15 protein-coding genes are annotated in these 13,029 nt (G+C 36.5%); 3 read left to right on the top strand and 12 right to left on the bottom strand.

Annotated elements, in window-relative coordinates:
* Positions 1–33 precede the first annotated feature (33 nt).
* The 6 genes from ACXVYO_RS21725 to argC all read right to left on the bottom strand — a co-directional run bounded on the left by ACXVYO_RS21725 (position 34) and on the right by argC (position 5,944).
* Positions 34–594, bottom strand: coding sequence for a DUF2062 domain-containing protein (locus tag ACXVYO_RS21725; RefSeq protein ID WP_458468633.1), 561 nt, complete (start codon positions 592–594; stop codon positions 34–36).
* A 179-nt stretch (positions 595–773) separates the two neighbouring features.
* Positions 774–1,724 (bottom strand): ornithine carbamoyltransferase, encoded by a 951-nt coding sequence (gene argF, locus ACXVYO_RS21720; protein WP_458468448.1) that lies wholly within the window; start codon positions 1,722–1,724, stop codon positions 774–776.
* A 12-nt stretch (positions 1,725–1,736) separates the two neighbouring features.
* The gene (locus ACXVYO_RS21715) at positions 1,737–2,897 is read right to left on the bottom strand and encodes an acetylornithine transaminase (protein ID WP_458468447.1); all 1,161 of its coding nucleotides are present in this window, start codon (positions 2,895–2,897) and stop codon (positions 1,737–1,739) included.
* Complete coding sequence (argB, locus tag ACXVYO_RS21710) at positions 2,894–3,661, bottom strand: acetylglutamate kinase (protein WP_458468446.1); 768 nt, start codon at positions 3,659–3,661, stop codon at positions 2,894–2,896. Before argB ends, ACXVYO_RS21715 begins: the two co-directional genes overlap by 4 nt.
* A gap of 11 nt (positions 3,662–3,672) precedes the next feature.
* Positions 3,673–4,896: a bifunctional glutamate N-acetyltransferase/amino-acid acetyltransferase ArgJ gene (argJ, locus tag ACXVYO_RS21705; protein WP_458468445.1), complete on the bottom strand. Its 1,224-nt coding sequence runs from the start codon at positions 4,894–4,896 to the stop codon at positions 3,673–3,675.
* A 10-nt stretch (positions 4,897–4,906) separates the two neighbouring features.
* Positions 4,907–5,944, bottom strand: a complete 1,038-nt coding sequence (gene argC / locus ACXVYO_RS21700; protein WP_458468444.1) for an N-acetyl-gamma-glutamyl-phosphate reductase — start codon at positions 5,942–5,944, stop codon at positions 4,907–4,909.
* 224 nt (positions 5,945–6,168) lie between these two features.
* On the opposite strand from argC, the gene ACXVYO_RS21695 reads away from it, so the two are divergent.
* Positions 6,169–6,354: a YqzH family protein gene (locus ACXVYO_RS21695; RefSeq protein ID WP_048530994.1), complete on the top strand. Its 186-nt coding sequence runs from the start codon at positions 6,169–6,171 to the stop codon at positions 6,352–6,354.
* A 30-nt stretch (positions 6,355–6,384) separates the two neighbouring features.
* On the opposite strand, the gene ACXVYO_RS21690 is transcribed toward ACXVYO_RS21695, so the two are convergent.
* Both ACXVYO_RS21690 and ACXVYO_RS21685 read right to left on the bottom strand, forming a co-directional pair.
* Positions 6,385–7,179 carry an SDR family oxidoreductase gene (locus tag ACXVYO_RS21690; RefSeq protein ID WP_458468443.1) on the bottom strand — a complete coding sequence of 265 codons (795 nt, stop codon included), beginning with the start codon at positions 7,177–7,179 and terminating at the stop codon, positions 6,385–6,387.
* 9 nt (positions 7,180–7,188) lie between these two features.
* Complete coding sequence (locus ACXVYO_RS21685; RefSeq protein ID WP_458468442.1) at positions 7,189–8,142, bottom strand: MBL fold metallo-hydrolase; 954 nt, start codon at positions 8,140–8,142, stop codon at positions 7,189–7,191.
* Between the two features lie 165 nt (positions 8,143–8,307).
* Between ACXVYO_RS21685 and proI the strand changes: the two genes are divergently transcribed.
* On the top strand, positions 8,308–9,147 hold the full coding sequence (gene proI / locus ACXVYO_RS21680) for a pyrroline-5-carboxylate reductase ProI (protein WP_458468441.1): 840 nt from the start codon (positions 8,308–8,310) through the stop codon (positions 9,145–9,147).
* Positions 9,148–9,352: 205 nt separating this feature from the next.
* Here proI and sdaAA read toward each other — a convergent pair whose 3' ends face one another.
* The 4 genes from sdaAA to rnz all read right to left on the bottom strand — a co-directional run bounded on the left by sdaAA (position 9,353) and on the right by rnz (position 12,467).
* A complete protein-coding gene (gene sdaAA, locus ACXVYO_RS21675) occupies positions 9,353–10,231 on the bottom strand; it encodes an L-serine ammonia-lyase, iron-sulfur-dependent, subunit alpha (RefSeq protein WP_458468440.1) in 879 nt (292 codons plus the stop codon).
* 18 nt (positions 10,232–10,249) lie between these two features.
* The gene (gene sdaAB, locus ACXVYO_RS21670; RefSeq protein ID WP_000877441.1) at positions 10,250–10,909 is read right to left on the bottom strand and encodes an L-serine ammonia-lyase, iron-sulfur-dependent subunit beta; all 660 of its coding nucleotides are present in this window, start codon (positions 10,907–10,909) and stop codon (positions 10,250–10,252) included.
* 45 nt (positions 10,910–10,954) lie between these two features.
* Entirely contained in the window at positions 10,955–11,092 is a 138-nt protein-coding gene (locus ACXVYO_RS21665) for a hypothetical protein (RefSeq protein ID WP_426831303.1), read from the bottom strand.
* A gap of 451 nt (positions 11,093–11,543) precedes the next feature.
* Positions 11,544–12,467 (bottom strand): ribonuclease Z, encoded by a 924-nt coding sequence (gene rnz / locus ACXVYO_RS21660; RefSeq protein WP_458468439.1) that lies wholly within the window; start codon positions 12,465–12,467, stop codon positions 11,544–11,546.
* A 189-nt stretch (positions 12,468–12,656) separates the two neighbouring features.
* Here rnz and ACXVYO_RS21655 point away from each other — a divergent pair, with 189 nt between their 5' ends.
* Positions 12,657–12,908, top strand: a complete 252-nt coding sequence (locus ACXVYO_RS21655; protein WP_000656495.1) for a DUF3932 family protein — start codon at positions 12,657–12,659, stop codon at positions 12,906–12,908.
* The last annotated feature ends 121 nt before the right edge of the window (positions 12,909–13,029 follow it).

The raw sequence follows: 13,029 nt of genomic DNA, 5'->3' as shown, positions 1-13,029 counted from the left end.
CATATTCAAAGGAGAAAATGAATGTGCCATTCTTTATATTTGTACAAGTGGTTCTCTCACTCGTTTCTTCCTGTTCTTCAAACGTAACTTACGGTTCTTTTCATATAAATAATGCACAACAAAATATGAAATTACTCCAAATACAACTCCTATTATCGTCATACCAATCAATACATACACTTCACTCTGTAATAAGCTCTTTAACATTGTGAAAATATGGCTTGAAAACAAGTCAGATATCGTAAATGGTTCATGATGTATTTTTTTCACATGAAATGGATAAATCATTTTTCCTAACGCATAAGCAACTGGAAATAAAAATACCGGTAAAAACGATATTTTCCCAATAATATTGCCAATAACCGCAGCAGGAAAAGATCCCTTCGCTAATCGAACAATCGGATAAAATATTACATATATGAGCGATGCCGTATATATGACCAACATCTCTAAACCAAACCCAATTGCAAAACCTAACGATACTTTCTTTGCTCCTTCTGGTGATCGAATCAACTTATAATATTGAAACTTTAATATTCTCCACATCCGCTGAAAAAACGAATATGTTCTCTTAGGTGCTTTCAAATTCATCATCTCTTTAACTATATTTTTTCTATCTAGTATGTCCTTACATGATATGAAAAACAAATGTAGTTTACTCCTTTTATTATAAATGATATAGAGATGATTAACCAAATGTACATACGACATTTCAATGTAAAAAAGCACACCTCCAATTGTTATTCGTGCCTAACAATTGGGGTGCACATCATTTAAGAAAGCTCTTCTACATTTTTAAATAAACTTACTAATAATGCTTTTTGCGCATGCAATCGATTACCAGCTTGCTCAAAAACGATAGACTGTGGTCCATCTATAATTTCTCCTGTTACTTCCTCTTCGCGATGGGCAGGTAAACAGTGTAAGAAACGATATGTTTGTTTCGCATGCTTAACAAGTTCGTTATTGATTTGGTATGGTTGAAACAACGTATATTTCTCTTCTTCTCCCTCTTGCCCCATGCTCATCCAAACGTCAGTATAAATGAAATCTGCTTCATTCACTGCTAGTTCAGGGTTATGCAAAATTTCAATTTTCGCTCCTGTTTCTTCAGCAATCATTAATGCTTTTTTTACAATTTCCTCATTCGGTTCATACCCTACAGGCGTTGCAACAGTCATATGCATTCCGACTTTCGCACTCGCTAACAACAATGAATGACATACGTTATTTCCATCACCTACGTAAGCCAATTTTATTCCTTTAAATGTATTTTTTTCTTCATATATTGTCATTAAGTCTGCCAATGCTTGACAAGGATGATGATCGTCCGTTAAACCGTTAATTACAGGTATGCTCGATTCTTTTGCAAGCTCTTCTACATCCGCATGTGAGAATGTACGTATCATGATCCCGTCAATATAATGAGATAATACTTTCGCAGTATCTGAAACGCTCTCTCCTCTTCCGATTTGCATCTCTTTCCCACTTAAAAACATGCCATGTCCTCCGAGTTGTACCATTCCTGCTTCAAAAGATACGCGAGTACGAGTTGAATGTTTATCAAAGATAAGCCCTAATATTTTGCCCTGTAATAAAGGCTCCTGCTTATTCTTTTTTAAATATATAGCGAACTCAATTAAAGAAATAATTTCTTCTTGCGTCAGTTCTTCTAATGTTAAAAGATCCTTCGTATTTAATTTCGGTACTTGTACAGTTGACATGAAACTTCCCCCTTATATAATTGATACGTTTTTTGTACAAACTACTTTTTTTATCATATATACTGCCTGTTCTAATTCTTCATTCGTCACAATAAGTGGTGGTAATAGTCTTATAACAGAAGGTCCTGCTTGTAATACGAGAAGCCCTTCTTTCTCTAGCTGTTCTATAAAACTTGAAACCTCATGCGTACACTCAATTCCAATCATAAGCCCCTTACCACGTATATTTTGAATACATTCGACATGTCGTAATTCCTCTTGCAACTTCTGTAATACGTACTCGCCCTTTTCCTTTACTTCTTTTAAAAACGATGGTTTCTTAGTTATTTGCAATACTTCTTTCGCTGCAGCCATTGCAATATAATTTCCACCAAACGTTGAACCGTGTGATCCTGCAGGAAACGATGTTCCAAGTTCTTTCCGGCCAATCATTGCTCCAACTGGAATGCCATTTCCAAGCGCCTTAGCGGTAGTAACGATATGAGGATGTATTCCCATTTGTTCGTAAGCAAATAATGTCCCAGTTCTTCCAATTCCAGTTTGTACTTCATCTATAATAAATAGGGAACCGGACTTCTTACATAATGTTTCAATCTCTTTCAAAAAGGCTAGATTAGCAGGTACTACTCCTCCCTCACCTTGAACAACTTCTACCATTACTGCCGCTACTTCTTCATTCATTACCTCTTCCAATGCCTTAATATCGTTAAAAGGAATATGTAAAAAAGATGGAAGTAATGGACCAAATCCCTCTTTTACTTTATTTTGTCCCGTCGCACTCATCGTTCCGAATGTTCTACCGTGAAAAGACTGCTCGCATGTTACGACGAGAGATTTTCCAGTATGCTTACGAGCTAACTTCAAAGCAGCTTCATTAGCCTCTGCCCCGCTATTACAGAAAAAAACAGAATCTAACACTGTATTTTCTGTTAATAATGACGCTACTTCTTCTTGTAAGCTGTTTGCAAACAGGTTAGATATATGCCATATATCATGAAGTTGCTCTTGGACAGCTTTCATAACCGTAGGATGACAATGTCCTAAATTACATACGCCAATTCCTGATGTGAAATCTAAATATTGCTTACCATTTTCATCAATAACTTCCGTTCCACTTCCCTTTACAAGCTCAATATTTCTTCTCCCATACATTTGAAAAAGATGACTTGTCATACGATACTTACTCCTTTCGTTACCGTCGTTCCGATACACTCACCCGTAACTTCAGTAAAATCTTTTGTACCGTTCACAATACTTATCTTTTGCACTCCCATTTTTAATGACGTTAGTGCCGCCTGTACTTTCGGAATCATCCCGCCTGTAATAACTCCTTTTTCTATTAAAGTAAGAATTTCCGATTCATCCGTTTTCTTTACTAATTTCCCTTCACGTAATATCCCATCTACATCCGTAATAAAAATGAGTTCTTTTGCGGATAATGCGGCCGCAATTCCAGCTGCAGCTGTATCCGCATTTATGTTATAAAGCTCATTATCATGTATCCCGACCGGAGCAATAACAGGAATATAATTCAGATTTATCAATCCTTTTAGTAAGGTTGTTTCGACATAACTTACTTCTCCCACATATCCTATTTCTTCGCTGACAGGTTGAACTTGAAGTAAATTGCCGTCACACCCTGAACAACCTACCGCAAGTAAATTATGCCTTTGCAACTTCATTACAAATTTTTTATTCGTACTTCCGCATAGCACCATTTGAACAATATCCATAACTTCTTTTGGTGTTACTCGTAACCCATCTCTTTTTTCTACTTTGATGCTACAATCTTTTAATTGCGCATCAATTTCTGGGCCACCACCATGAACAATCACTACTTTATACTTCTGTTGCAATTTCTTTATGCAATCAAAAAACACATCATTTAATTGATCCAACATACTACCGCCGCATTTCACTACAATATAATCGCTCATCTTCTCTCTCCTTATGTACGATAACAAGCGTTTATTTTCACATATTCATAGCTTAGGTCACAGCCCCAAGCTGATCCTGTCTCTTCTCCTAAATGTAAATACACATTAATCATAATTTCATGTTCTTTTAATTTCATTTTCATTTCCTCTTCAGAAAACATTTGAGGTTCACTATTTTTCAGCACCGCAATAGATTGAAGAGTAATATCAATTGTATTTGGGTTAATCGCGACTTCACTTTGTCCAATACTGCTAATAATTCGCCCCCAGTTTGGATCTTCACCATGTATTGCTGTTTTCACAAGACTCGAACCGACTATTTGCTTTGCAATTTTCTTTGCCTCTTCCTTCGTTCGAGCTCCTAGCACATTTACTTCTATTAACTTCGTAGCACCCTCACCATCTTGTGCGATTTTTTTCGCTAAATCTTCACATACCTTCTGTAAAGCAAATACGAAAGTTTCCCAATCTGCATGTTCCATATTGATTGGCTTCGTTTCTGATAATCCACTTGCCATAACGATGACCATATCATTCGTAGAAGTATCTCCATCTACCGTAATTTGATTAAATGTACAATTCGTGATTTGTGATAATGCTGTTTGTAATACGTTATGCTCTATATGAGCATCTGTCGTAATAAAACTTAGCATCGTTGCCATATTTGGATGAATCATCCCTGAACCTTTCGCAACACCAGCAATCGTCACTTTTTTTCCATCAATAATCATCTCATAGCACGTTTCTTTCGTTATAAGATCCGTCGTTAAAATCGCTTCAGAAAAAGAATGAGCTTCACTTACTTCCTTCGTCGGGATAAGAGTTACAACTCCCTTTCGAATTATATCCATCGGCAGCTGAACACCAATTACACCTGTTGAAGCTACTGCAACGTAATGTTCTTTCACTCCAAAATGTTCCGACCCTAATGCACGCATCTCGTAAGCATCTTGTAAGCCTTTCATTCCTGTACAAGCATTTGCATTTCCACTATTGACGATAATAGCTTGTAATTTCCCCTCAGCCCCTATACTTTCTTTCGTTACTTGCAACGGGGCTGCTTGTATTTGATTCGTTGTATAAACAGCGGCACATGATGCTGGCACTTCACAAATGATTACACCTAAATCCTTTTTTTCTTTTTTCAAACCATTTGCAGTACCAATTGCCGAAAATCCTTTTGGCGTTACAATGGAACCATTTTCTAATTTTGTAATAGACTCTACTTTAATCATCATGTCCCCCTTATAGATAAAGCGGCATATGTTGTAAGCCTGTTGTTTCTTCTAGTCCCGCTACTATATTTGCATTTTGAACCGCTTGCCCAGCCGCACCTTTCATCATATTGTCTATAACAGAAACGACTGTCACTCTTCCTGTTCTGTTATCGTAAGCTATACCCATATCACAATAATTTGATCCCCTCACTTCTTTCGGACTTGGAAACTCTCCTTGTGTGCGAATTCGAATGAAAGGCGATTGTTCATACGTTTCTTCATATAACCTTTGAAGCTGTTCTCTTTCCATTTCTCGTTTTACTTTCGCATAAAGTGTAATCATAATCCCTCGTGATATCGGTATTAAATGTGTACTAAACGTGATTGGCTTCGTTTCCCTATTCCACTCCGTAAGCATTTGCTCAATCTCAGGAACGTGTTGATGCTCATTTACTTTATAAATACGTAAGTTATCGTATAACTCAGGAAAGTGCGTCATCGTTGTTGGCGTTTTGCCTGCTCCAGATACTCCTGATTTCGTATCAATAATAATGGAATCTTCTTCAATCATGCCGCTACATACTAACGGTAATATCGCTAATAATGTAGCTGTAGCAAAGCATCCTGGGTTTGCAATTAAATTTGCATTTTGAATTTCGGACCTTTTCCATTCGCTTAACCCATATACAGCTTCCCTAAGAACTTCTTCTTTTGCAGCTGCCCTTTTATACCATTGTTCATATGTCGAAGGATCTTTCATACGAAAGTCTCCTGATAGGTCAATTACTTTTAAACCTACTGCTAATAATTTCGGAGTTAACTCTGTTGATACTCCTGCTGGGGTTGCTAAAAATACAATTTCTGCTTTCTTCTTTATTTCCTCCGCATCAATTTCTTGTAACGTATGAACAAGAACATTTTGAAAATGCGGATATACATTTGTTATACACTCGCCAACTTGCGAAAAAGAATGAAGAGATGCTATCGAAAAATATGGATGTTGCTCTAATAACCGAATTAACTCAATACCTCCATACCCAGTTGCTCCAATAATCGCGACTTTCATATGCTCCTCCTCATATCGATTATTTAAATTAAGTATGATTATAATATTGTATATTTATAGAGTCAATTAAATATTTATAAATTTTATAAACTTAAAAAACTTAATTTTACTAGAAAAACAATATACACATCCGAATTTTTATACATAAGTAGTGTATGCTAGTTTTTTCATTTCACTTCAAGTACAATAAAACAATACATGTATACATACAGGCGGGGGAAAACATGAATGAGAAATTAATTGAGAAAATGATTATAAAAAGTTTTCAACAATATCAATGTAATCCTATGTCAAATGAGGATCAGGAAATACTAATTAAACATATTCAAACGATAATTCATTCAAATACTGAAATTGATGTATACGAGGCAGTTGAGGATATCGTTTACGATTATGTGACTGGAAAATAAAAAAATAGGAGATTTCCATATGGAAATCTCCTATTTTTTACTTAATGATTTGCCTGCAACACGCTCAAATAAACCTGGGAATAGAGCATAAAGTTTCGGGCCCATGCCCATCCACTTCGGTAAGTTTACTTCACGCTTTTTCGTTTGCATTGATTTTACGATTTGCTCTGCAACATATGTTGGTTTTAACATGTATCGTCCCATATTTTTCACATATGTACCAGATTGATCAGCTATTTCAAAAAAGTTCGTATCTATCGGACCTGGATTAATCGCTGTTACGAAAACCTTTGTACTAGATAACTCCATGCGTAAACTATTCGTAAACCCTAATACTGCATGTTTCGTCGCAGCATACGCACTCGATTTCGGAGTTGCAATTTTCCCAGCAAGTGAAGCAATATTAATAATATGCCCTTCGTTTCTTTTCACCATATAAGGTAGTACCGCTTTCGTACAAGCTACTAATCCAAATACATTTACTTGGAACATATCTTTCACTTCATCCATTGACGCATCTTCAAACGTTTTAAAAATACCAAATCCCGCATTGTTTACTAATATATCAATACGTCCTACTTCTTGTAATACCTTTGAAAAAACAGATTGTACTTCTGTCTCTTCACTTACATCTAATACATAGTAATAGCAAGGCGTATTATAAGTTTCTTTAATTTTGTGTGCTAACGCTTTTAATTTCTCTTCTGTTCTAGCCATTAATACTGGAGTCGCCCCCAGCTCTGCAACTTGCATTGCAACTTGCTCTCCAATTCCACTAGAAGCACCTGTAATGACGATTACTTTATTTTGTAAACGTCCCGTCATTGCTGTCACCTACTTTGCATAATAAATCAATTGTCGTGAAGATTCATCAATCATCACTTGTTGATTATATGCTAAAAAGTCTAATTGTCCAACAGTTTCTGAAATAGTAAGTGGCAATTGTTCTTTATATAATACTGGAAATAGTTTTACACATACTTCAAATGCTGTCATTGGTTTTTCCTTTAATAACTCAAGTACTTTAAACGCACGTGTTTCTTGCTTTTGTAATCTCGTTTCAATAAGTTGTTTCACATTTAGAACATCTTCTCCATGTCCTGATAAAATGCGCGAAATATTCATTTCACTTAAACACTTCAACGTTTGATTATATTGTAATAATGGGCGTGCCCTTTCTGTTTGTCCCTCATATGGTGGTTCTAATATGGGATTCGAAGAAATATGACTAATGAGAGCATCCCCACCAATTAATATTCCATCAGATTCTCTATATAATGAAATATGAGTGGAAGCATGACCTGGTGTTTCAATAACTGTAAACCCAGGTAAAGACTCAATACGATCTCCCTCTCTCACAGTATGCGTTAACGATCTATTACAAGAATATTTCAGTGTCCTTGTCGTCAATAACGCCTCTTCTTTCAAAAATGATGCTGGAACACCAAATTGCAAAGCTGTCTCTCTAAAAAACTCATGATACTGCTTTAAAAATTCTGGATTTTGCGTGATCCAAGGCTCATTCCAAGGGTGTCCAATAATGTTCGTTTTCTCAGAAAATATATTTAAAAGCCCACAATGATCCGCATGATGATGCGTAATGACCACTGTTTCAATATCTTCTATCATATATCCTAATGCACCTAATTGACTTTCTAACGCATTTCTTGCCTCTTCTGTATTCGTCCCTGTATCAATTAATGTTAATGTTTCCCCCTCAACTAAAAACACATTCACAGTTTCAACTGCAAATGGCACAGGAATCTCCATTCGGTGAATCGCCGTCATGCTTAGCCCCCCTGTCTCTTTCCGGTTCAAAAATGAATACTTCTTCAGTTTACAACTTCTACATATATTTGTCATTATTTTCAGATAAAAAGAGGTGTTTCCTATAAAAAAACGAATGTATGTACATTTATAAGAATTTCTAACCAAATTTAAAGGAGGAACATCATGTCTATTCAAAATATTTCCTTTCTCGGTGCAGGCTCTATTGCTGAAGCTATTATTGGTGGCTTATTACATGCAAATGTTGTGAAAGGCGAACAAATTACAGTAAGTAATCGTTCTAACGAGACAAGGTTGCAGGAGCTACATAAAAAATACGGCGTCAAAGGTACGCATAATAAAAAAGAGCTACTTACTGATACAAATATTCTTTTTCTAGCAATGAAACCGAAGGATGTTGCAGAAGCGCTTACTCCTTTTAAAGAAGATATACATAATAATCTGCTTATTATTTCGTTATTAGCAGGTGTTTCTACTCACTCAATTAGAAACCTACTTCAAAAAGATGTTCCGATTATTCGTGCGATGCCAAATACATCTGCAGCTATTTTAAAATCAGCTACTGCTATCTCGCCTTCAAAACATGCAACAGCGGAACATATTCGCACTGCCATAGCTTTATTTGAAACGATCGGTCTCGTCTCTGTTGTAGAGGAAGAAGATATGCATGCTGTCACTGCATTATCTGGAAGTGGACCCGCTTATATTTATTACGTAGTGGAAGCGATGGAAGAAGCCGCAAAAACAATTGGTTTAAAAGAAGATGTTGCAAAGTCACTTATTCTTCAGACGATGATTGGTGCTGCTGAAATGCTAAAAGCAAGCGAAAAACACCCTTCTGTTTTGCGAAAGGAAATTACTTCGCCTGGCGGAACGACCGAGGCAGGCATTGAAGTATTACAAGAACATAAATTTCAACAAGCACTTATTTCTTGTATTACACAGGCTACACAAAGATCACATAACCTTGGGAAAACATTAGAGCAACTAACAAAAGAAAAATAAAGTGAAACTTTAATCAGTGGGGGTTTTCTTCATCCCCTACTGATTATTAGCCCTCACCAATTGGACTTTTATGGGCAGTTGATCCCCCACCTAAATTCTTTGCTTTCGCTGAATTTTGAGGTGGGGGTCTTACTGCCCATTAAAGTGGGATAAAAAATGGAGCTCAATCTTACTTGAGCTCCATTTTTTTATAAACATATATCGTTTAGTTATTAGTCTTCCCGAAAATCTCTTCTTGCAGACGGCGACCGGTTGGTGTTGCTGCAAGTCCACCCTCAGCTGTTTCACGAAGTGCTACTGGCATCGTTTGTCCGATTCTAAACATTGCCTCAATTACTTCATCACATGGAATTGTACTCGTTACGCCAGCTAATGCTAAATCAGCTGAAATCATCGCATTCGCAGCTCCTGCTGCATTACGTTTTACACAAGGTACTTCTACAAGCCCTGCAACAGGATCACATACTAAACCAAGCATATTCTTTAATGAAATCGCCATCGCTGTAGCTGCTTGATCTTGCGTTCCACCAGCCATCTCAACTGCAGCTGCTGCTGCCATTCCACTTGCTGAACCTACTTCAGCTTGGCAACCTCCTGCCGCGCCGGAAATACAAGCATTATTCGCAACAACCATACCGAAAGCTCCTGCTGTAAATAAAAATTCAATCATCTCTTCGCGTGTCGGTTTTAATTTTTCTTGCAGTGCAAACAGTACACCTGGCACTGTTCCAGCAGACCCTGCTGTTGGTGTTGCACAAATAATTCCCATCGCCGCGTTTACTTCATTTGTTGCAACAGCTTTACTCACCGCGTCCAAAATCGTATCTCCAGATAAGCCTTTTCCGCTATTCATATACGCCTGAACTTTTACAGCATCTCCGCCAGTTAAACCAGTTGGTGATTTCACTCCGCGAATACCACGTTCTACTGCTTGCTCCATTACGACTAAGTTCTTTTCCATACCAGCAATTACTTCTTCACGTGAAATACTTCTTGTTTCCATTTCACATTGAATCATAATTTCTGCGATTTTTACATTTTGTTCTTTAGCTTGCGCCACTAGTTCCGCTGCGTTCCGAAACATGGTGTGTCCCCCCTGCAATTATTCCATAATAGTTACTTGACAAATATTTTGTTGCGCGTTTATTTCTTCAATCACTTCATCTGCTAATAATTCATCTGTTTCGATGACCATAAGCGCTCTTCTTCCTTTTTCTTTACGAGAAACACTCATTGTACTAATGTTAATTTCATGTTTCGCAAGGATTGAAGCTACTGCTGCAATAGCACCGAAGCGATCGTTATTTACAATAAGTAGTGCTGGACTCGTGCCTGTTAATTGAAGATCGAATCCGTTTAATTCTACAACTTCAATTTTACCGCCACCAATTGAGCAAGCAACAACTTCAATTTCTTCTTCACCTTTATACAAACGAATTCTCGCTGTATTTGGGTGAGGTGCATTTGCATCTTCTTCAATGAATTCTACTTCGATTTTGCGCTCTTTTGCTATGTCTAGCGCCTCTGGAATACGTAAGTCATCTGTTTCAAACCCTAATATCCCACCGATCAGTGCTACATCCGTACCATGCCCTCGATACGTCTTTGCAAATGATCCATATAATGAAATGCTTACTCTTTCTGGTTCATGACGAAACAGCTGGCGAGCAACTTGCCCCATTCTTGCTGCGCCTGCTGTATGTGAACTTGATGGACCAATCATAACTGGACCAATAATATCAAATACTGAGCGATACTTCATCATAACTCCCCCTAAACCTCTATGAAAAAAATTTTTACTATTCTATTAAGCTACCGAATCGGTTGCTTTTCCAGTTGTACGACGAATTTGTTCCGCTGTACGAATTGAATCGTTTTTGAATAAAAGTGAAACAATATATCCTGAAATAATACCGGTTATCATAATAAATAAGAAATTTAGCATTACCTTCATTTAAAAATAATATAAGCTAATCCAGAATAAAGTCTGGTAGCAATCCAAAGTTTAACACAGAACCCCTTACAAGGATAGCATAAACAAGTGAAACTTTAATCGGTAGAGATTTTATCCATCCCACTGATTATTAGCCCACAAATAGCGGATAAATTATAATCTGTCCTCATTATAGCTTGTTTTTAATAAAACGCTTACTTTTAATGAATTTTAAAAGTTCTGAATAACAATCCATTTTCGCTATTTGTACCACTCGTATGTCGTCTGACTTATATAACAGTTTTTCTAAATAATCGATACTATGTATTTTTATCCTATATCTTCACATCATAAAAATTTTCTGTTTCATCCAATATAAGCAGAAAATGATAACAGATTTATTTTAAATTTTTTTAGAAATAAAAAAATGGTAACCTTTCGTCACCATTTTTTCACACCCTTATTATCTATCCACTGGAAATATTTTCAAATCCGTAGCTATTTCTGTATTAGAAAATAGCTCTCTCGCCTCTTTCCATAATTCCTTATATGTATCTCCTTGATAACGAGAACTAATATGAGTCAATATTAATCGTTTTGCATTTGCCTGAAGTGCAATACTCGCAGCTTGCTTAGATGTAGAATGAAAATAATCATACGCTTGTTGCTCATCTTCTGCCGCAAAAGTTGCCTCATGAACAAGTACGTCAGCGTCTTGTGCCAGCTCTCTACTCGCTTCACAATATCTTGTATCACCTAAAATGGTAATAATTCTTCCCTTTTGAGGCGGACCAATAAAGTCTTTTCCATTTAGTATCGTACCATCTTCTAATTCAACTACTTCTCCATCTTTTAAACGTTTAAAGAGCGGGCCAGGTTTCACACCCATCTCCAGCAATTTATCGACTAAAAGGGCGCCTTGTATATCTTTCTCTACGATGCGATACCCAAAACATTCGATGCCGTGTGACAATCTTTTCGTTTCCACGTGAAATTCATTATCTTCAAATACAGTACCTTCTTCTGTTATCTCAACAATTTCAAGTGGATATTTTACATGTGTCGTACTTACTGATAATGCCACTTCAATAAATTGTTTAATTCCTTTTGGTCCATACACTGTTAAAGGTGTAGTCCCTCCTTGAAATGAACGGCTTCCTAATAAACCAGGTAAGCCAAAAATATGATCACCATGTAAATGCGTAATAAATATTTTTTCAATGCGGCGTGGGCGTACTGATGTATGTAATATTTGATGTTGCGTCGCCTCGCCACAGTCAAATAACCAAGTCTGTCCTCGTTCTTCTAACAATTGCAAAGCAATTGCCGAAACGTTCCTTCCTTTCGAAGGAACACCTGCACCAGTTCCTAAAAATACAAATTCCACTTTCTTTCCTCCAGCTCTTTATATAATCTATCTTTCATCTTACGGAATGTTATTTCAAATGGCAAATCGAATTTACATAACCAATCATCTAGACAACTATATATCACGAACGTTATACTCAAAAAACTTAGTAATCGTTCGTGTTTTATGTTAAAATGATTATACTACATTTTAAGGGAGCGTTTTATTATGAAAGAAGCATTTCGTTTACAAACTGATTTTTCATCTTCATTTGATCGCTGGGTAAGTTCTTTCGTGTCTGATCACCCAGCACAATTAGAATGGACGACTTTGAAAGAATTAATCCATGAATATACAACAACACATACAAATGATTCGTTACCAACATATATTTCTTCAGCTTTAACATATTATGCACAACGCGTTTCAACAACAAACAGTTCAGAAATTGTTATTTTTGAAAATGCTACAATCTCATAATCTATCATAAAAAAGCACTGGTTACAGTGCTTTTTTATTTATACTTATTTAGCAAATCGCCATATCCCGTCCAAAAATTTTTATACAGACTTTAATCAAACTCATCCAAAATTATCTTTTC

The organism is Bacillus sp. BC08 (assembly GCF_054326875.1).
This window is presented reverse-complemented; position numbering and strand designations above follow the sequence as displayed.